This window comes from Allobosea sp. 10L417 (genome assembly GCF_056395485.1).
Window position 1 is genome coordinate 385,358 of the sequence record NZ_JBFTJP010000003.1, and the last position, 19,946, is coordinate 405,303.

Sequence of the window (19,946 nt, forward strand, 5' to 3'; positions counted from 1 at the left end):
CAAAACCTCCTGCTGAAGCGCTGCTTCGGCCGGGCGCCGGAGCAGCGTGCTGCGGTGGTGGGCGTGTCGCAGCTCAGGCCGGAACCTTGGCGGCGAAATGAGCGACGAAGCGGGAGACGATCTCGCTCAGCTTTTCGGCCAGCTTGGCTCCGGTCTCGGGCGAGCACAGCTTCGGATCGCCCTTGCCGACACCGTCATGATAGACCTCGTCGTATTCGTGCGGCACGCCGACCTCGGCCCCTTCAAAGCTGGCGGTGCCGAGCCCGGTGAAGGGCAGATCGAGCACGGGATCGCGCTTCAGCGGCTTGCCGGCCGGCACGAAGTCAGGACGCATCAGTTCCGGGAAGAGATGCAGGCCGAGGCTGGTCAGCGGATCTGCGCCGTGGCCGGAGACCTTGGCCGACATCTCGGCGCCGACGATGCCCGGCAGGAGGCCGTAGGCGATCCGCCAGAGATAGAGGCTCGGCAGCACGATGCGCTCGCGCTGGTAGAGTTCGCGCGCAACCTCCGAGATCGGCCCGACATTGCCGCCATGGCCGTTGATGACGATGATCCGGGTCAGGCCGTTGCGATGCAGCGAGTCGACCATCTCGGCGATCACCGCCGTCAGCGTCGCCTGCGAGATCGCAATGCCGCCGATCATCGGCCCGAACCAGTCGGCGCCGCCATAGGGCAGCACCGGCGCGACAAGCGTCCGGACACCGGCCTTGCTCGCCTGGAGCGCGGCGAGCTCCGCAATCTTCTCGGCGAGCAAATAGTCGCCCATCGGGGCGTGGGGCCCCTGGTCCTCATGGCTGCCCATCGGCAGCAGGATCACTGGGTTGGACTTGAGCAGCTCACGCGCCTCCCCGCCGGTGATGGTGCCCATATGGACGAGAGGTTCGGTCTTGGCGGCCATGGCGAGGTCCTTCCCTTGATTTCGGTTGGTGTTCAGCGTTCCGCCGTGCGCGGATCGAGGATGTCGCGCAGCGCGTCGCAGAGCAGGTTCATCGCGAGGATGGTCAGCGTCAGCACGGCGCAGGGCCAGAGCAGCAGCAGCGGTGCCTGCTCCATCGTCGAGCGCGCCCCACGGATCATCAGCCCCCAGGACGGCGCGGGCGGCACGACGCCGAGCCCGAGAAACGATAGGCCGCTCTCGATCACCACCGCGGCCGCGACGGCGAGCGAGAACTGCACGAGCAACGGCCCCGCGATATTGGGCAGCACCGTCTTGAACAGCAGATGCGTGGAGCTGGCGCCGAGCGCCCGCGTCGCCTCCACATAGTCGCGCCCCTTCACCGCCAGCACCTCGGCGTAGGTCACGCGCGCAAAGCCGGGCAGATAGAGCACAGACAGGACCAGGATCAGCGTCGCGGCTCCCGGGCCGAGCAGCGTCACCACCAGCAGCGCCAGCAGAACCGGCGGGAAGCACATGATGATCTCGACGCTGCGGACCGTGAGGAACGCTCCCCAGCTCCTTGCCCACCCGCCGATCAGCCCCAGCGTGACGCCGACGAGCCCGGCGGCCAGCGCCGAGGCGAAGGCGACGGAAAGGCTGGTGCGCGCGCCCCAGATCAGCCGCGAGAGCACGTCGCGGCCGAACTCGTCGCGGCCGAGCCAGGATCCGGTCATGGGCCCGGCCAGCCGGTTCGCGACGTCCTGACGGACCGGATCGGGCAGCGGCAGCAGCGGCGCGGCGAGCGCGATCAGGAGGATCAGGGCAACGCAGCCCCCCGGCAGAGCCAGCTTGGTCAGGCCACGCCGTCTCATGCCGCCTGGACCCGCGGATCGATCGCCGCATGCAGCAGCTCGACGAGGAGATTGATCAACAGGAAGAGCACCGAGATCGTCAGGATGATGCCGACGACCATCGGGTAGTCGCGGCCCTCGACCGCGCGCAGCAGCGGCGTCGACAGCCCCGGCCAGTTGAAGACGTATTCGACGAGCACGGTGCCCCCGAGCAGCGTGCCCATCTGCAGGCCGAGCACGGTGACGACCGGGTTCAGCGCGTTGCGCAGCACATGCACGACCAGGACCCGCCGCGGCGACAGGCCCTTGGCGCGGGCTGTGCGGACATAGTCATGGGCGAGCGCATCGAGCGTCGCCGCCCGCGTCATCCGGAACAGGACGGCGGCAAGCCCCTTGGCGATGGCGATCGCCGGCAGGGCGAGGAGCTTGAGATGCTGCGCCGGGTCCTGTGCGAAGGGCACGTAGCCGCCCGCTGGCATCAGCCGCAGCATCTGCGCCAGCACCAGCACCAGCAGCGTGCCGACGACGAAGACGGGCACGGCCAGAAGGAGCGCAGTGATCCAGGACGAGACGCGGTCGAAGGTTCCGCCGCGATGGACCGCCGCATAGATTCCCGCCGGCACGCCGAAGGTGATCGCGATGACGGTGCCGGCGAGGATCAGCTCCAACGTCCGCGGCAGCCTGAGCGCGATCTCCTGCAGGACGGGATAGTCGTCGACGAGGGAGTTGCCGAGGTCGCCGCGCAGCAGCCCCGCGAGGAAGTTCCCGTATTGCACGAGCAGTGGCCGATCGAGACCGAGCTTCTCGCGCAGTTCCGCTACCGAAGCCGGATCGGGCATCGCGCCCGAGGTCGACAGCAGAAGCTCCGCCGGATCGCCCGGCACCATATGGAGCGCCAGGAAGACGATCGTCGCCACCAGCCAGGCCGTCAGCACGGTCAGGATCAGTCGTCGTCCGAGCCAGGCCGCGCTCATCCGAAATAGGTCTCCTCGAGCATGTTGCCTGAGGAGTTGGAGAGCGCGCCGGGCAGGTTGGTGAACCCCTGCACGCTCTTGTCCATCCCGTAGCCCTGCTGCCGCCAGGCGAGGCCGACCAGCGGCACCTCCTCCAATGCGGCGCGCTGCATCTCCTTGTAGATGTCGACGCGCTTGGCCTGATCGAATTCCGCGCGCCCCGCGGCGAGCGCAGCGATCGTGCGCGGCGCGTCCACCTTGAAGGAGCGGCCATGCGAGGGCGAGAGCGAGGTATCCAGCACGACGGTCAGGCCATCGGGGTCGTTGTTGTCCGAGGAGACGCCATGGATCGCCATGTCGTATTGCCCGCGCGAGCCGCGGCTCACCCGTGTCGACCAGTCCGGCAGCTGCAGCTCCGCCTGAATCCCGATCGCCGCGAGGTACTGCTGGACGATCTCGGCGGTGTCCTTGTGCATGCCGAACTGAGCCGTGGCGAGCAGCGTCGTCTGGAAGCCGTTGGCGAAGCCGGCCTCGGCCAGCAGGGCCTTGGCGCGCGCCGGATCGTAGTTCCAGCCATGCGCCAGCTCCTTGTCGTACCAGGGCGTGCCCTCGACGATCGGCAAGCCCTCGAGCGGCTTGCCGCGGCCGAAGAAGGCGACCTTGACGATGTCATCGCGCTTCACGGCATGGGCGACGGCGCGGCGCACGCGCGGGTCGTTGAAGGGCGGCTTCGTGCCGTTGAACAGCACGTCCATGAACGGCCCTTCCTGGTTGTCGAGCTTGAGCCGGGGATCGGCTTCGACCGCCGCCATCGACTGCCAGGGCACATACTCGATCATGTCGACATCGCCGGAGATCAGCGCCGCGTTGCGCAGGTTCTCATCGGCGTAGACGACGAACTTGATGCCTTTGAGCTTCGGAATGCCCGGCTTGTAGAACTTGTCGAAGGCGGCGAGCTCAAGCGAAGTGCCTCGCTCCTGCCCGACGAGACGATAGGGGCCAGCGCCGATCGGCTCGTTCGGGCTCGACTTTCGCCAGATGACGAACGTGTTGTAGTTGGCAAACCAGCTCGGCAGCGTCGCCTGCGGCCCCTTGGTGACAAGGCGAACGGTCTGCGGATCGGGAATCTCGACCCGCTCGACCAGCTGGAATTGCGACCGCATATAGGCGGTCGATTTCTCGCCGGCGATCTGCTCGATCGACCACTTCACGTCATCGGCGGTCACCGGTTCGCCATTGTGGAAGACGCAGCCCTTGCGCAGCTTGAAGACCCAGGCGCCATCCGCGTCGCGTGACCAGGATTCAGCCAGTTCACCGCGCAATTCGCCCTTGGGATCATAAGAGACGAGACTGCGATGGGTCAGCATCTTCACAGTGCCCGCCGATGCACCGGTCGAAACCCATGGCTGCAGATTGGGCGGGAAGGCGGAGAGCCCGTAGCGGATGATACCGGAGGAGCGCTGTGCGCGCGCCGGACTGCTCAGGAAGGGCGAAGCCAGGAGTGGAGCGGCAAGGCCACCACCAAGGACGGAACGGCGAGAGATGGTCATCGGCTGATCCTCTGCTGCTTTGTCCAATGGCCCGCCGGACTATCCCGGCTCGTGGCCTGGGAAGGAGACGAGTGGCGGAACCGTTCGGGTACGAGCAATTGCCGCGCCAGCGTTCTCGACATGCCGGACGAATCCGAAATCTCGATCCGGAAGCCGGCTTCGCAGCATCATGAGAGGCAGCACGGTCATGAGGTTCCCCGGCGTGGCTTCGGCGCGCTTCGTCGCTCGATCCATGCTCTTGATGCGCCATGTATACGTGGTGGATTTTTTGCTGTCTACTGCCGACTTGCCCTATACCGCGCAGAATGGGGGCACCAACGATGACAATGATCGAGCAAGATGAAACGGCTGCCGCGCGCAGCAAGCCGACCCGCGAGCGGGTCTACCTCTATGTGCGGGAGCAGATCCTGCGCGGGCGCTTCCCCGGCGGCTCCTTTGTCGAGGAGGAGGAAATCTCCTCGGCGCTCGGCGTTTCGCGCACGCCGGTCCGCGAAGCCTTCCATCGGCTCGAAGCTGAGAGGTTCATCGACCTGCTTCCGCGCCGCGGCGCGCTCGTCCGGCAAGTCACAGCCCAGGAATTGCTCGATCTCTACGAAGCCCGGCGCATGATCGAAGGGCATGCGATCAGCCGCATCTGCCGGGAAGAAATTCCATTGCCTGCCGATATGCAGGCCATTCTCGACGAGCTCGAACGCATGCCGCAGGACGACTATTTCAACCGGGTCGAGCTGAACCGCCAATTCCATTTCGTCATGGTCGCAGCCGTCGGCAATATCGTACTCTCAGAACTCTACCAGTCGCTTGGCGCGCGCCAGCAACGCGTCGCGATGACCGCGATCCACACCGACCCCAGCCGCATCGCGCGCATCAGCAAGGAGCATCATGCCTTGTTCGCGGCGCTCGCCGAATGGGACGAGGAGAAGGCCCTCGCCATACTGGAGCAGCATCTGCGCCCGATCGTCGGCGTGATCTCGCGCCTGCCGGATTGAGCCGGGCTCCCGAGGCATGGTCTTGGGGACAGCGAGGATCGCCCGGAACCGGGCCGCGCGCCGCAGTCGACCGAAAGCAAGATGTGGCCGACTGTCCGCTGCACCCGCTCGCTACCTTGCTCATCGAGGTCGTCGTTCATGCGAGCCAGCGTTTCCGACCATTCGTCGAACAACTCTGCACGGGCCTCGATGTCGCCAGGCGGCTGGTGGCGGCGGGACGCAGCACGTTGCGATAGAAGTCGACGACAAGCTTCCCGCGTTCGGGCCAGCTGAGCTTGGACAGATCGCGGCCGTCAACTTTGTTGGCGAGGATCAGTGCAGCGTCACCCGAACGGCGCTTCCATGAACGGCTCCTCATAGCGATCAAGGCTTCGCCGAGTCGAGGGTCTGACGCCAGCAGAGGCCCTTAACGCGTTGCTCCAATCGGCCAACCAATGCCCCATTGCGACGACCAGTTGAATTCGTCTTGCGAGCCCTGATTGCTATGGTGGATGACGTTCTCGGGCTTGCGGGCGGCAAGCGCCATGTTGAGAGCGTCGAGCACGACCCGCGTCTTCCGATCGGCCGAGAAGGCCCGTCCGACGATCCGACGTGACCAGGTATCCAGGACGGCGGCCAGGAACGGGAAGCCGACGAGCGTGGGCACGAAGGTGATGTCGGCGACCCATAGCTCCTTCGGCTTCCGGACGAAAAGTTCCTTCGAACCAGATCGTTCGCCGGCCGATGGTCGGGATCGCGCCGTGTCGTCGTGACGCTCCTGCGCCGGCTGGCGACGACGAGCCCGGCCGCGCCCATCAGGCGGGCCACACGCTTCTTGCCGATGGCGACCCCGTCGGCCTTGAGCTCGGCATGGATGCGCGGCGCACCATAGGTTTTGCGCGAGGCCGCATGGATCGTGCGGATCTTGCGGGTGAGATCGAAGTCGGCTGTCGCCCGCGCCGAGGCGGGTCTGCCGCGCCAAGCGTAATAGCCTGACGCGGAGACTTTGAAGACGCGGCACATGGTCTTGATCGGGAAGACGGCCTGGTGCGCGCTCATGAACCGGAAAACCCGTTCGGGTTCGCCTTGCTCTCGCGCGAACCAGGCTGCCGCCTTTGACAGGATATCGCGCTCCTGGCGCAGGCGCTGGTTCTCGCGACGAAGGCGGGTCAACTCTTCGCGCTCGGCCGTCGTCGCTCCGTCACACTGCGCCTGCCGGCATCTCGATCAGCCTAGCGGACCCAGTTCGCGATGGATTGCGGGGTCGGCTCGAACTCTCGTGAAAGCTCGTCAGATATTCGCCCGGATCGGACCAACTCGACCATCTGTCGCCGGAACTCCGGCGGATACGCGGCTCGAAAACGCGGCGTCGGACACTCCAGAAATGTCATCAAGGGTGTCCGCAAAACCGGGTCAACTCCAACTCCAGGGCGGTCATAATCTCAATTGCGGTTCCGCGCGTTTCAAGGCATTGAAGCTTTCATTCTTGCCTGGTGGAAGAAGGCAAGGGCTGAGCGGTGACGCCTTGACGGAGTTGGGGCTTCGCAGGGCGGCGGAATGAAGGCTTGGGCGGCGATGAAGCGCCGCACTTTTGAGGAGCGTGATGCAACAGTTATACCATTTCCCTGAGCAAGGAGGGGCAAGTTGCTGCCAATGCCAGGCGATCATGGAAAGGGGCCTTGCCAAACCATGGTAAGTCTCTCGGTTGTTATCCCTGTTTTCCGTGGTGAGGCGTCTCTCCGTGAACTGCACCGCCAGCTAAAGGCTGAATTGCCCCTTCACGCCCATTCGTTCGAGATCATTTTTGTCGAGGACTGCGGCGGGGATGGATCCTGGGATGTCATCAGCGAGTTAGCCGCAGCGGATGAGGCGGTGCGGGGCATCCGCATGGGCCGCAACTACGGCCAACACAACGCGCTGCTCGCCGGGATTAGGGCCGCTCGGTTCGAGCTCATCCTCACCATGGATGACGACCTGCAGCATCCAGTGAGCGAGATCGGGTCACTCCTCGCCGCCCTCGGCACGACCTGGGATGTGGTGTACGGCGCGCCGCTGCAGGAGCAGCATGGCTTTCTGCGTAATCTGGCGTCCCGCATGACCAAGCTGGCGCTGTCCGAGGCGATGGGGGCGGAGACGGCGCGCAGTGTCAGCGCGCTGCGCGTCTTCCGCACCCGGCTGCGTGATGGCTTTCAGACCTATCGCAGCCCCTCGGTTTCCATCGACGTCCTGCTAACCTGGACGACATCGCGGTTTACCGCCATCAAGGTCAGGCATGAGCCGCGGACGCTGGGCCAATCCGGTTATTCGCTCCGCAAGCTGATAAACCATGCCGTAAACCTCATGACGGGCTTCAGCACGCTTCCCTTGCAGATCGCCAGTCTCATCGGGTTCGTGTTTGTCCTCTTGGGCGTGGGCATCCTGCTGGTTGTGATTGTCAACTATCTGCTGCGCGGAGATGCTGTGCCAGGTTTCGCCTCGCTGGCCTCCATGATAGCCATTTTCTCCGGCGCGCAGTTGTTCAGCTTGGGCGTGATCGGCGAATACCTAGCGCGCATGCATTTCCGCAGCATGGATCGGCCGGTCTACCTGATCGCCGAAACTGCGGGAGGAGCGCCTGCCCGGGGGGCTTCGCTGCAGGTTGGGGATCTAGCCGGTGTTTAGCTATACCACGGAGCGCAGCACTGGTCCGGGGATTGATCTGAGCTACCATCTTGCGCCCTGGGATCGGCCCATCCTGCAGGGAGAGAGCGCCGTGATCTCGGGGGTCCGACTGACCGATGCAACCACGGCCGAGCCAACCTTCGCCGAGTTTCGCGCATGGTGCGCCAGGCACCGTGTCCTGTTGGTGAATTGCCGCCTGGACCACGAGCGCATTGCGGAATGCGGCTTCCTCGAAGCTCGCGGCTTCCGCTTTGTCGAGCTCAATTATCGCCCCGTTCTCCGGGACCTGTCTGGTTTTACGCCCGACCCGGGCTTGGCGATCCGAGATGCAACGCCAGACGACGAAGCGGAGATCGTGGCGATGGCCTCCCAAATCTTCGATGCGGGCCGCCTGCATGCAGATCCCGAGGTCGGAAGGGAGATCGGCGATCGCCGCTATGCGGCCTGGGCGGCGAATGCCTTTCAAAACTCGGAGCAACAGGTGCTGGTCTGCCTGCAGGGCAACCGCATCGCGGCATTCATGGTGACCGAAGCCCCCTCGCCCACGGCTCGCTTCTGGAGCCTCGTGGGCCTTGCGCCCGGGCTGAGAGGACAGGGGCTGGGACGCCGCATCTGGCGGACGGTCCTCGCAGGCCTTGCTGCCGAGGGGGTGACGGAAGTGTCGACCAGCATCTCATCGCACAATACCGCAGCGCATAATCTCTACGTGTCGCTCGGCTTCCGCTTCCCGGTTCCAGCCATCACGCTTCACTGGTGTCCACTCGGCCCATTGCGGGCAGCCGCATGAGCGTTCATTGGCAATTCGTGCGCTATGTGCTTGTCGGCCTGGGGGTAAACGGCGCGTTCTTCTTGCTGTATTTGCTGCTCACGCACGCATCGTTCACACCTGCAACCGCCATGACGCTGACCTATGTCGGAGCGATGGTTCTCGGTTTCGCGTTCAACCGCCGCCTCACATTCGGGCATGATGGCCGGACTTCCTCGGCGTTCCATCGCTATGTCGCGACCTACGCGATCGGCTATGTGCTAAACCTTGGCGGTCTTTCTGCCCTTGTCGGCTATTTCGGAGTACCGCACGCGGTCGCTCAGGGTTTCCTGGTGGTGGTGCTGGCGATTCTCTTTTTCCTGATGCAGCGCTTCTGGGTGTTTTCTGATGCCACGAGGCTCAACCGAATGATGAAAGGGTAGCGCCTTGGCTTTCCGTATCCCATTCAACAAGCCCAGCGTTGTCGGCTCCGAGCTGATCTATGTCGGGCAGGCGGTGGCTGACGGGCATGCCAGCGGAGATGGCCCATTCACGCGCAAGGCGGAGAAACTGCTGCAAGAGCGTTTCGACGCGCGGCGCGTCCTGCTGACGACATCATGCACCGCCGCGCTAGAGATGGCCGCTATGCTCTGCGACCTTGGGCCGGGCGACGAGGTTATCATGCCGTCGTTCACCTTCGTATCGACGGCCAATGCCGTGGTCCTGCGCGGTGCGAAGCCGGTCTTCGTGGACGTCCGCCCCGATACGCACAACATCGATGCCAACTTGATCGAAGCGGCGATCACACCAAGGACCAAGGCCATATTTCCGGTCCACTACGCGGGCGTTGCCTGCGACATGGATATGATCATGGAGATTGCCGAACGCCATGGGCTCCTGGTCGTGGAAGATGCAGCCCAGGGCGTATTCGCGCAGCATCGCGGGCGTTGGCTCGGCACCATCGGGCATATGGGATGCTACAGCTTCCACGAGACAAAGAACTTCAGCTGCGGCGAGGGTGGCGCCCTGGTCGTGAACCGGCCCGAGTTCGAAAAGCGGGCCGAGATCATCCGCGAGAAGGGCACCAACCGTAGCCAGTTCCTGCGCGGCCAATCCGACAAGTATACCTGGACGGACATCGGATCCTCCTATGTGCCATCCGACATGCTGGCGGCCTTCCTGCTGGGCCAGCTCGAAAACATGGATAAGATCACACGGAGGCGCGGCGCGATCTACGATCAGTATATGGCCCGACTGGCGCCGTTGGAGAGGGCGGGGCTGATACGACTGCCCAAGATCCCGCAGGACTGCTCCACAAACTATCACATGTTCCATATCCTCGCGGCGAATATCGAGGAACGCACGGCGCTTATAGCGCATCTGCGGCAGCAGAACATCTTGTCGGTGTTCCATTATGTCCCGCTGCACACCTCGCCTTTCGCGCAGAAGATCGGCCTTCCCGCAAGTAATCTTCTCGTGACGGATGATATCAGCAGCCGCCTGCTGCGATTGCCAATGTACTACGCCCTCACCGACCACGAAGTGGCCGAGGTCGCGGATGCGGTGCACGCCTTCTACAGCGATCGAGAGGCGGTCGATGCCTGACGCCGCCAAGCCTTTCGATCCCGCCGTGCCCGACCTCGCACTGGACCTTCGGCCACCCGGCATCTGGTTCTCCCGCAGTCGCGCGACAGTCTCCTACCCTGACGACGGCAACGCCCTTTGCCGCCAGATCGAGGAGCGCTCCTTCTGGTTCAGGCATCGCAATCGTTGTATCGTGAGCTTGGTCCATCGTTTCTCAACCGGCGGGGATTTCCTCGACATCGGCGGGGGTAATGGCTTTGTCGCCAAAGGGCTCGCCGACAGCGGCGTGTCGTGCACACTTCTGGAACCAGGATTGGAAGGTGCCCTCGCCGCTCATGAGCGCGGCATCGTCCGCGTCATCTGCGCCGGGCTGGAGGATGTTGCTTTCCGACAAGGAAGTTTCGCCGCTGCCGGCATGTTCGACGTCCTGGAGCATATCGAGGATGATGTGGGGGCACTGCGGCAGGTGCATCACCTGCTCGAACCCGGCGGGAAGATCTATATCTCGGTGCCGGCTCACCAAGCGCTGTTCTCGAGCGAGGATATCGAGGCCGGGCACTTTCGGCGGTATAGCCGAAAAAGCCTGACCAAAGCCTTGAGCGCTGCCGGCTTTCGCACCAGTTTCTGCTCCTACCTCTTCGCGCCGCTGCCTCTGCCGGTGCTGCTGTTCCGCGTGCTGCCTGGCAAGCTCGGCCTGCGCAAAGGGCGCGACGCGCAGCGCGACGAAGCGGAGCATGTGCCGGGAGGCTTTGCCTCACGCGCGATAGACCAGATGTTGGATGCGGAGTTCCGGCGCCTGGATTCAGGACGACCTATCCAGATGGGAACAAGCTGCCTGTGCGTGGCGACCCGGGATTGATGTGTAACGGTAGGTTCACTCGGGCCCATACCCTGCTGCTGGCATGCTTCGCGGCACTGGGTGCCTATCTCGGTTGGGATCTCATCGGGCGGGCAGGTTCGGTTTTCTTCTATCAAATGTTCACGCCCGAAGCCCTGATGTGGGCATGTGGGCGCGGTTTCGTGCACCCGCTTACGCTTTCACCCGAAATGTTGGATTTCCTGCTATACCGTCGCGCGGCGCATTTTGACTGCACGAGCATCCCGGCAGATCTGCTGACGGGGCCGCCAGGCTTTTTCTCCCGGATGCAGATCTACCTTACATGGGCGGCGGCCGGCCTTTGGCGTTGGCTGGGGCCGAGCCAGATGAGCCTTGCTCCGCTCGTGATGACGTTGACGGCCGGCTACGCGGCGGCGGCGTTTTGCCTGGCGCGGCTGTTCCTGCCGGTCGGGCTGGCAATTCTCGCGGCCGCGGTGATCACGTTGTCCCCGGTGGCGACCAGCATGATCTTTCAGCTGCGCGACTACGCCAAGGCTCCTTTCTTTCTCTGGGTCATTGCATTGCTCGTGATGGCTGTGCGCGCCGATGAAACCAAGGGACGCGCATGGCGGGCGGGCTGCGTTGCGGGCGTGGCAGGGTTCGTCGCGGGGGTCGGCTACGGGTTTCGTTCGGACCTCGCCATCATGCTGCCGCTCGGTGTTGTGTTCCTCGCGATCGGCTCCCGCCCGCAATCCTTTGCACGAATGGGCGCGGCTGGCTCCTTCGCCGCAATGTTTCTGCTGGCTGCCGCGCCAATCCTCGCATTGGGAAACGGCGGGAATGCCGGGATGCTCGCCATGCAGGGCGCCACCGAGCCCTTCCGCGCCTTCCTGGCGCTCCGGCCGGCGCCCTATGCGCTGGGGCATGCTTATCTTGACGAACTCACCTTGAGCGGTGTCGCCGCGGCGGAAATGCCTCGTAGCCCCGGATGGGATGCTGCAGAGGGCGCACCGATCCATGGAGTGAGCCAGGCGATTACCCTTTCCACACAAAACCTCCTGGAATGGGGGCCAAACTTCGCGGCGGATTTTATGGCGCAGGGATTGAAAGGCGCTGCCTGGATTCTTGCCTACCCGACGCTCGCGCGTCCATCGCATGGGGAATTCGGGCCCGGCGCGCCGCCGCGCTTGGAGCCGCCGCTGACCGTATGGGTCGCGATGCTTTACGAGGCATTGGGCAAGCCGTGGATGCCGATCCTCGGCGTTGTCGGTATGATGTGCTGGCTGCTGCGGACCGCAGCCGACCGACCACAGGAGGCCTGGGGTCTGGCCGGCCTATTGTTGGCGCTCATGACTTATCCAGCCCTGCAATTCGCCGGCCGCCACGTCTTTCACCTGGAGTTCATCTGGGTGATCAGCGTGCTTTCAATTCCCTGTGCTATTTGGCAGTGGCGACGAAATCTCGCGGTCATGCCGCGCTTCCTGCTGGCTAGTGCGGCCGTTGTCCTGGCGTTGGCCGGAAGCTATTCAGCCGCTGCCGCGTGGCAACAACGGCGCCTGACCGAGGCCTTCGCTAATCTGCTTTCCTTACCACGGGAGGAAGTCCTTCCAGTTCATGAGGGTACCAAGGAGGGACAAACATTCTGGCGTGTGCCCGTGCCGGCTGGCGCTCAGTCCGTAATGACCGCCATGCCTGATTCCATGACAGACCGAATTGCTGAGGTGGGCATCGAGCATGCGGTCCGCGCCTTCGGTGCGCGCATGCTGCTGCAGATCGACGGGCCGACCTGTCCGCTCACACCGGCGCGGATCGAATTGATCTACGATGCTCGCCCGGGCCGTTGGCAGAGCCTGGACTCCACTCTCAATGTGGCCCCGGGATCGATCGCCGTCTTCCCGGCCTTCTATCGGGCGACGCAAGCTTTCGCGGGGATCAGGTTGCCCGCGTCCCACGAGCAATGCGACCTGCGCGTCTGGACCGTTCCTATCACCTACGATCTTCCCATGGTGCTTACTGCGGTGCTTCCGCTCGATTGGCAGGCGCTACGGCTCCGCAAAGGGCTCGGGCGGTTTCCCGTCGGGCTGGCGGAATGATCGGAGATTCGGAATCAGAGCGCCATGGCTGGTCGCCTATGGCGTTGGTGGCGGCAGTGTGCTCGCTCCTGCCGTTGTGGCTGTCACTCTATGTTGCCCATCCTGACGTCGGTTCGTCACTGCGTTTCATGGCTTATGTGCTAGCCTTCAACCTGCTGCCAGGCCTTTCCGTGATGCGTCGGGCTAACGTCGTTTCGCGCGATACGAGCCTGCTGTTGCTGCTGGCGCTGAATCTCGGGATCATCGCGAATTTATTCTTCGTAACCGTGCTCTGGGCATTGGATTTATTGTGGCTACTCCCGGCGCTCCCCATCATTGCTGGGGCCGCGCTGTTGCTCGACCGCCGAAGGCCCGGCTGGGGCATCCCTCTGGTGAGATGGCGCGGCTCGCGGACCGCGGGCTCTTGGGTAGCCATCGCATTTTTCCTCTGCCTCACCGGACTCCTGGGCACGGCGAATGTCCTAGCCGGTGACCCGGGTGATGGATTTTCCTTTCATTCTGCCTTTCAAGGCATTCTGGTCCGAGGACTGGAGCAGGGCTGGCCACCCCCGAACCTGCTGCTGCCGAATATGCATTTGTCATACAATTATGGCGCCCATCTCTGGGTGTTGGGCGTGGCGGAAATTACCGGCCTACCGATCGATGCCCTGGTCGCACGATACGCGCCCGTTTTCCTCGGGATGGCCGCAGCTGCCGCCATGTTCGTCACGGGGCGGCAGTTGCTTGGTCTGCCCGGGTGGGCTGCCGGCCTGGCCATGATGTGCGCCTTTTGGATCGTAGGGATTCCACCCGTTGCAGGAGCGATCTTTGGCACCTTCATGCCTTTCGGGGCGACGTTGCTGCTCTCTCCCTTCCTGGCTTTCACGGTCTTCTTCGTGACCCTGCACGTCCTGGTTGCCGAGTCGAGGCGGGGTCTACCAGCGCGTCTGCTGGCGCTCTTCGTTCTGGTGTTCCTGGCAACGGGCGCGCGCGGTGTCGTCCCCCCCCTGCTGATCTGCGCCGTATGCTTCGATCTGCTGTGGATGTGGCGCATCCGGGGCGCATTCCCCCGAAACGAGGCGCTTCATCTGACCGCTATGACGGCCGGCTTCGTCGGAGGGCTGGTTGTGTTCTTTACGCTTGGTTCAGGCTTCAGCGGCACAGGCTTCCTGACCGTGACCGGTCAGCCGGTCACCTTCCTGACCTCGCCGGACCAATATCTGTTGACGTTGCCCCATCTGTTGATGGGTGCCGGGTTTTCTCCGCTCTTGGCGGGGCTTCTGGGCTTCGCCGTCATCGCGGTGTTTCAGGCTGGCTTCCTGACACCCGCGCTGCCTTGGGGGCTGCGCGGTGCTACTCATCGGGACGGTAAGGCCATTCGGCTCATGGCGGGGTGCGGTCTCGCCGGCATTTGCGCGGTCTTCCTGACCACGGCGCCCGGCTACAGCCATTTCTCGTTCCTCTACTTCGCTAATGCTTGCTTGTCTCTGCTGGCCTCCCGCGGGCTCGTGAGCCTGCTCGCGGGCCACGGCATGACGCGCACGCCGGCGAGGATACCAGTGCTATGCGGCATCGCCATCCTGATGGTCGTGCACCTAGCCCAGTTGCGCGGACCCGCCCTGAACTGGTTGACCGTCACTGCACCTCGGATCGCCGCGGGTTTGATTTGGCCTGACGCCGCTCGGGAAGCATCCCCTGCGGCGGCGTGCCGGCATACCGAAGATGCGGCCCTCTTCGCCGATGCCATTGGCGAGCATGGCAAACCGATCGTCATCTTTCTGCCTGCAGTCCCGACCGGCAGCTTTTATTGCGAGACCATGTGGTTGGTGGTCGGACGTCCCATCCAAACGGTAAGCAATTATGCGCTGACCTTCGTCCCGGGGCGGGCCAGTGATGGGCTCTCTGGCGTGCTGAATGCGAGGGCCAGCCATATGGCCGCAGCCATGGGACTATCGGCCCGAGGCGTGCTCTCCGTGGCGGATATCCTCGCGCTGCGTCGGACGCTGGATCCTGCGACCGACGTCTTCGTCATGGCGGATCAAGCCCTCGTACCGGACAACGCCGAGGGTGTCATCGCCATGGGCGTCACCTCTCGTTTTAAACTGTGGTACATTCCCTAGCCTAGGTGACCGACTCATAACTTCGCAACCAGATGCGGATTGAAGCGAGTTGGACTGAGGCGAGGAAATTGTCGTCTCTTTTGTCGTATCGGGCTGCGACGGCTCCGAAGTGTTTGAGTTTGTTGAAGAAACGCTCGACGGCGTTGCGTTGACGGTAGACCCAGGCGCTGAAGGCGAAGGTTTTGACCCTGTTGGGCATGGCGCGGACATTGGCCCATGCGCCGCGCCCGATTTCTTCTCGCAAGGCGTCGCTATCGTGAGCCCTGTCGGCGAGAAGGGTGTTGCCCGGTTCGATCGTGTCCAGCATGTCGGCGGCCGATCGACCGTCATGAGCCTGGCCTTCGGTCAGCTTCAGGCGGATCGGGCGGCCTTCGGCATCGACAAGGGTGTGGATCTTGGTGGTCAGGCCGCCGCGCGAGCGACCCATGCAACTGGATCGCTCGTCCTGTTTTGGCCGTTGGCGGCATGCTGATGCACGCGGATCGACGAGGCGTAGATCATTTGGATATCACCATCGTAAGCGGCTGATGCAGCTTGCAGAATGCGCGCCCTGCGTCAACCGCTTCAACCGGTGCGAAGGGATATCGGCCATGGCGCCCCGGTGCGCACCCGCCAGAAGATGCCGTTCAGAACGCGACGGTCCTCCACGCGCGCGCCCCCGCGCACCTTCGTCGGCAAAAGCGGTTCGATCACCGACTGCTCGAAATCCGTCAGGTCAAACCGCGCCATCTCAACCTCGAAGGCTGAGATCGATGAATCAGAACACAACTCCGCTGGGAATCCCGATTATGGGTATGTGGCCTAGAAGGTCATGTTCGGAAGCCATCGGCGATCAGGCGGACGGGGAACGGGCAGCGCCGGTCACAGAATGACCGCCGCAGCGCTGCCTTGAGATCTCCGAATGGCCATTGCAGGCGCCTGTCATCGACCGATCGAAGGATCGGAGAAAGCGCATGAGCTACACCTACGCGGTTGTCGGCGCGACGATCAGTCTTCTGCTTGTGACCTGCAAAGGCCTACCGACGAGCAGGAGAGTCGCGCCAAAACGCCGAAGGGGTTCGTTGTCCTGCTGCTGGACTGCCCGCCGCGAGCACCCACGAGCGATTGAGCCATCGCGGTGCGCTGCCGCGGGTATGAAGCCACCTGGAGGCGGCGGGTTATTTGAGCGCGATGCCAACCACCTTCAGGGCTCTCGCTTCGTGAAAATTACGCAACCGGCCATGGGCAGGTCGCGGAGTTGGTCGGCCGAAAAAGTGTCGCGGTCGTAACGATCGAAGATGGCCCATGCCCAATTGGGCAGCTCGGCCTGCTCCATGTCCCTGTAAACCTTCATTTGATAAGCGAAGTGGCGGCGAAACTGGCCGACATTGTCGTGAATTGGATACACGCGCAGATCGGCGTCAGCGGCATCGGCCAGATCCTGCAAGACAGAACGCGGGAAGGCCCATTTGTCGTCTCGGTCACGCCATCCCTCGGTCCTCTGCCGAAAGATTTGGGGCTCGAGCTCGCTGATCTGCAATTCAGCGAATTCAAGAGCGCGCCCGTTTTCGCCGCGGTACATCGCCTCGCGGGCGATTTCCTGGCAGATCAAGCGCAGGACAGCGTTGCCCGCCTCGAACGGCTCGAAAAAGAATGCAGAGGCGCCGGGCTTTAGCATCCGCATCGCCATATCGATAAATGGCCCCGGCTCCGCGAGGTGGTGCAAGATGGCCGCCCCGAATACACAGTCAGCGATACCTTCCGTCAGGTAGGGCTTCTGCGCGTCCATCGCTACCGGCACGCACCGGTCATTTAGCCCGCGTGCATCCAGCAAGCGCTTCAATATCGCCAGGAGGTTGGGGCTGATGTCCGTCGCGACCAGCCGCGTGCTCTGGTGCAGGTCAAGCATTGGCAACGTCGCGTTGCCAAACCCGCATCCCACTTCAACGATGAGATTTGGATCCTTCAACCCGATCCGTTCGCCAGCCTCACGACAGAGCCCGTGCCAATAATTGAAGCCCTGATAGCGCTGGTAGTAATCCTCAGCGTTCTCCAGGAACACCGCATTTACGCCTTCTCGAGCCGCCCCAACTTCACTCCTTGGTGAAAGCACCCCAGCGAAAGCCGCATTCTCATGCTGACCTAAGTCTAGAAGCGGCTCTCTAAAAATCCGCCCGGTATCAAACGCCATCTTGTCGACCTCGCCTGATTGGAGGCTCAACCATAAAGAGCACCCGACCGATGGCAAGATCACTCAGATAAACTAACGGAGCTCGACCCGCCTGGCTCTGCGGTGACCTGGGACCGCTTGACGTTAAGGGCTGCGGGCCGCGACAGCGACATGATATGGAGCTTGTCGCTCGTTGGGTTATAGGCCACCTCCACACGCCGATGATATCGCCCGGCTGAGGCGGCGAGCCGTCATTGTAGGTGATCGGCTTGGCGGCGAGCCCGTTCGGAGACAGCGTTACCGCGGTGGAAGTGTTCGCCTACGAATCGGCGGTGTTCTGAATGCGCTCGTAGCCCAGTTTGTCCTTCGGGTTGTTCGACCGAGCACGAATTTCGGACCAGTAGTCGAAAAATTCGGCACGGTCTTCGATGTCGGTCGGCGGGCTGAGAGCGGCGGGGTGCAGCACGTCGCGATAATAGCCCGTCACAAGCCGCTCGAGTTCGGTTCGGCTCGACTTGGAAAGATCGTGACGGCCCACCTTGTCCGCGAAGGCCAGTTCGGCGTCATCGGTTCGGCGCAGCTCGTCAAACTGAGCTGACTAGAAGGTCAGCTTCTTGCCCATCTCGCGAAGCGCCCGCTTCCGGTCCTTCGCCTTGAGGCTTTCCCGGATGATCCCGGTCTTTCGCTGAAACCTGTGCTTGAAGGCTCCGACCACGTCCTCCGGCACGCGCATATCGAAATAGAACCGACCGTTGCGGACGATCAGGTACGGTGTCTTGGGCACGGCTTCGCTGCTCATGTATGCCGAAATGGATGGCAGCTCGAGCTAAGTAAACCGTTCGATTTTCGAGAATCTAAGCCCTTCGAGGGCTTAGGCGGCGAATGGCCCTTCCTAAGGGACTCGCCCATCAGGCTGGAAATCCGACGAAAAAACCTTCGCTGACTGCAACAGGTTATGCGCATTGTTATGCGGTCTCAAGGACTGAAACGACGATCCTTCGAGGCTGGGAATCGCCGCGAATTTCAAGCTTCAGGGTGCGCCCTGTCTCAGTATGCGATCGGAAATGGGAAGCTTGTCGGATGGCCGATCTCGACGCTCAGTTTGGATTGCCGCGCGTTTTCGATGTGTGAACGAAGCGCTGCATCGCGCACTGCATAGCCCCAGTCGACCAGCTTGCCGCCGTACTTCGCCACGCTGGAGTTGAACGCCGCCAACAGTCGCCGACCGTTGCCGTCAAGGGCACGCCACGTCGGCGCTAGGGCCGCCTGAATGCGGGTGCTGAAGCCTTCCTTCTCAATGTCCTGCCAAATGTCCCGACCGCCAGTTCCGGCCGCATGGTCGCTCTCAGCGAGCTTGATCGCGGCCAGGTCTTGGTTCTCGATGCAGAAAGCCGAGGTTGGTGACCGCATTGCCGCCGCTTGCACGACGAGGGGCACCTTGGAGCCAGGGCTTCTTGTGCGTTTCCCGCAGCTCGCCGCGATCAGAGAGCGCTTCGCATCCAAGGAGTTGAAAAGGCGCGCCGGTTGTGACGCGCCTCCCTTCAATGGCGCCTGCTCTTTAAGCCAGCGTGTAGGCCGTCTTGACGGTGGTATAGAACTCCTTGGCATAGGCGCCCTGCTCACGCGGGCCGTAGCTGGAGCCCTTCCGGCCGCCGAAAGGCACGTGATAGTCGACACCCGCCGTCGGCAGATTGACCATCACCATGCCGGCCTCGCTGTTGCGCTTGAAATGCGTCGCATGCTTCAGCGAGGTCGTGCAGATGCCCGAGGAGAGGCCGAACTCGGTGTCGTTGGCGACGGCGAGCGCCTCGTCATAGTCCTTGACGCGGACGATGTTGGCGACCGGACCGAAGACCTCCTCGCGCGAAATGCGCATGGCGTTGGTGGTCTCGGTGAACAGCGCCGGGGCGAGATAGAAGCCGGGGGTGTCGGGCTTCAGAAGCTCGCCGCCAAAGACCAGCTTGCCGCCCTCGTCCTTGGCGATCTGGATGTATTTCAGGTCCTGGTCGAGCTGGCTCTGGTCGACGACCGGGCCGATATGGGTGCCGGCCTTCAGCGCGTCGTCGACGACGACGGTCTTGAGGCGCTCGATGCAGGCCTCGACAAACTTGTCGTGGATACCCGCCTGGACGATCAGGCGAGAGGAGGCCGTGCAGCGCTGGCCGGTGGAGAAGAAGGCGCCGTTGACGGCGACTTCCACCGCCATCTTGAGATCGGCATCGTCGAGCACGACGAGCGGGTTCTTGCCGCCCATCTCAAGCTGGACCTTCTTCATCGCGCTACCGGCAATGCAGGCAGCCGCGACCTTGCGGCCGGTGCCGACCGAGCCGGTGAAGGAGATCGCGGAGACGTCCTTGTGCTCCAGCAGCGCCTGGCCGACGACCGAACCGCGGCCCATGACGAGGTTGAGCGCGCCCTTGGGCAGGCCGGCGCGCTGGAGGATGTCGACCAGCGCCCAGGCCGAGCCGGGCACAAGATCGGCCGGCTTCAGGACCACGCAATTGCCCCAGGCGAGCGCCGGCGCGATCTTCCAGGCGGGGATCGCGATCGGGAAGTTCCACGGCGTGATCATGCCGATGATGCCGAGCGGCTCGCGCGT

Annotated in this window: 17 protein-coding genes and 3 pseudogenes; 8 read left to right on the top strand and 12 right to left on the bottom strand. The window is 63.4% G+C overall.

What is annotated here, in order from left to right:
- Nucleotides 1-73 precede the first annotated feature (73 nt).
- Genes AC1DE3_RS12250 through AC1DE3_RS12265 form a run of 4 tightly spaced genes read right to left on the bottom strand, consistent with a single transcriptional unit; the run spans nucleotide 74 to nucleotide 4,231 of the window.
- Nucleotides 74-898: a creatininase family protein gene (locus AC1DE3_RS12250; RefSeq protein ID WP_476779729.1), complete on the bottom strand. Its 825-nt coding sequence runs from the start codon at nucleotides 896-898 to the stop codon at nucleotides 74-76.
- A gap of 32 nt (nucleotides 899-930) precedes the next feature.
- Nucleotides 931-1,749, bottom strand: coding sequence for an ABC transporter permease (locus AC1DE3_RS12255; RefSeq protein ID WP_476779728.1), 819 nt, complete (start codon nucleotides 1,747-1,749; stop codon nucleotides 931-933).
- On the bottom strand, nucleotides 1,746-2,702 hold the full coding sequence (locus AC1DE3_RS12260; RefSeq protein ID WP_476779727.1) for an ABC transporter permease: 957 nt from the start codon (nucleotides 2,700-2,702) through the stop codon (nucleotides 1,746-1,748). The genes AC1DE3_RS12255 and AC1DE3_RS12260 overlap by 4 nt, the downstream gene beginning before the upstream one ends.
- Nucleotides 2,699-4,231, bottom strand: coding sequence for an ABC transporter substrate-binding protein (locus AC1DE3_RS12265; protein ID WP_476852401.1), 1,533 nt, complete (start codon nucleotides 4,229-4,231; stop codon nucleotides 2,699-2,701). The genes AC1DE3_RS12260 and AC1DE3_RS12265 overlap by 4 nt, the downstream gene beginning before the upstream one ends.
- Nucleotides 4,232-4,557: 326 nt before the next feature.
- Here AC1DE3_RS12265 and AC1DE3_RS12270 point away from each other — a divergent pair, with 326 nt between their 5' ends.
- Nucleotides 4,558-5,220 (top strand): GntR family transcriptional regulator, encoded by a 663-nt coding sequence (locus AC1DE3_RS12270; RefSeq protein WP_476779725.1) that lies wholly within the window; start codon nucleotides 4,558-4,560, stop codon nucleotides 5,218-5,220.
- 406 nt (nucleotides 5,221-5,626) lie between these two features.
- On the opposite strand, the pseudogene AC1DE3_RS12275 reads toward AC1DE3_RS12270, so the two are convergent.
- Nucleotides 5,627-5,890: pseudogene (locus tag AC1DE3_RS12275) on the bottom strand (DDE-type integrase/transposase/recombinase); the annotation flags it as partial.
- 98 nt (nucleotides 5,891-5,988) lie between these two features.
- A pseudogene (locus AC1DE3_RS12280) lies at nucleotides 5,989-6,258 on the bottom strand (IS3 family transposase); the annotation flags it as partial.
- A 630-nt stretch (nucleotides 6,259-6,888) separates the two neighbouring features.
- Between AC1DE3_RS12280 and AC1DE3_RS12285 the strand changes: the two are divergent.
- From AC1DE3_RS12285 to AC1DE3_RS12315, 7 genes are read left to right on the top strand one after another with little or no spacing between them, the layout of a single operon-like run.
- Nucleotides 6,889-7,860 carry a glycosyltransferase family 2 protein gene (locus AC1DE3_RS12285; protein WP_476779724.1) on the top strand — a complete coding sequence of 324 codons (972 nt, stop codon included), beginning with the start codon at nucleotides 6,889-6,891 and terminating at the stop codon, nucleotides 7,858-7,860.
- Nucleotides 7,853-8,647: an N-acetyltransferase family protein gene (locus AC1DE3_RS12290; RefSeq protein WP_476779723.1), complete on the top strand. Its 795-nt coding sequence runs from the start codon at nucleotides 7,853-7,855 to the stop codon at nucleotides 8,645-8,647. Before AC1DE3_RS12285 ends, AC1DE3_RS12290 begins: the two co-directional genes overlap by 8 nt.
- Nucleotides 8,644-9,048, top strand: coding sequence for a GtrA family protein (locus AC1DE3_RS12295; RefSeq protein ID WP_476779722.1), 405 nt, complete (start codon nucleotides 8,644-8,646; stop codon nucleotides 9,046-9,048). Before AC1DE3_RS12290 ends, AC1DE3_RS12295 begins: the two co-directional genes overlap by 4 nt.
- Nucleotides 9,049-9,052: 4 nt before the next feature.
- A complete protein-coding gene (rffA, locus tag AC1DE3_RS12300) occupies nucleotides 9,053-10,210 on the top strand; it encodes a dTDP-4-amino-4,6-dideoxygalactose transaminase (RefSeq protein WP_476779721.1) in 1,158 nt (385 codons plus the stop codon).
- Entirely contained in the window at nucleotides 10,203-11,048 is an 846-nt protein-coding gene (locus tag AC1DE3_RS12305) for a class I SAM-dependent methyltransferase (protein WP_476779720.1), read from the top strand. Before rffA ends, AC1DE3_RS12305 begins: the two co-directional genes overlap by 8 nt.
- A complete protein-coding gene (locus tag AC1DE3_RS12310; RefSeq protein WP_476779719.1) occupies nucleotides 11,027-13,099 on the top strand; it encodes a hypothetical protein in 2,073 nt (690 codons plus the stop codon). The genes AC1DE3_RS12305 and AC1DE3_RS12310 overlap by 22 nt, the downstream gene beginning before the upstream one ends.
- A complete protein-coding gene (locus tag AC1DE3_RS12315; protein ID WP_476852402.1) occupies nucleotides 13,096-15,198 on the top strand; it encodes a hypothetical protein in 2,103 nt (700 codons plus the stop codon). Before AC1DE3_RS12310 ends, AC1DE3_RS12315 begins: the two co-directional genes overlap by 4 nt.
- Nucleotide 15,199: 1 nt before the next feature.
- Here AC1DE3_RS12315 and AC1DE3_RS12320 read toward each other — a convergent pair.
- The 6 genes and pseudogenes from AC1DE3_RS12320 to AC1DE3_RS12345 form a co-directional block, all read right to left on the bottom strand.
- Nucleotides 15,200-15,927: pseudogene (locus tag AC1DE3_RS12320) on the bottom strand (IS5 family transposase).
- Nucleotides 15,928-16,381: 454 nt separating this feature from the next.
- Nucleotides 16,382-17,368, bottom strand: a complete 987-nt coding sequence (locus AC1DE3_RS12325; RefSeq protein ID WP_476779717.1) for a class I SAM-dependent methyltransferase — start codon at nucleotides 17,366-17,368, stop codon at nucleotides 16,382-16,384.
- A 298-nt stretch (nucleotides 17,369-17,666) separates the two neighbouring features.
- A complete protein-coding gene (locus tag AC1DE3_RS12330) occupies nucleotides 17,667-17,834 on the bottom strand; it encodes a hypothetical protein (protein ID WP_476779716.1) in 168 nt (55 codons plus the stop codon).
- A gap of 111 nt (nucleotides 17,835-17,945) precedes the next feature.
- Nucleotides 17,946-18,131, bottom strand: coding sequence for a DUF6538 domain-containing protein (locus AC1DE3_RS12335; protein WP_476779715.1), 186 nt, complete (start codon nucleotides 18,129-18,131; stop codon nucleotides 17,946-17,948).
- A gap of 263 nt (nucleotides 18,132-18,394) precedes the next feature.
- A complete protein-coding gene (locus AC1DE3_RS12340; RefSeq protein ID WP_476779714.1) occupies nucleotides 18,395-18,784 on the bottom strand; it encodes a hypothetical protein in 390 nt (129 codons plus the stop codon).
- A gap of 121 nt (nucleotides 18,785-18,905) precedes the next feature.
- The coding region (locus AC1DE3_RS12345; RefSeq protein ID WP_476852403.1) for an aldehyde dehydrogenase family protein at nucleotides 18,906-19,946 on the bottom strand (1,041 nt) is incomplete at its 5' end.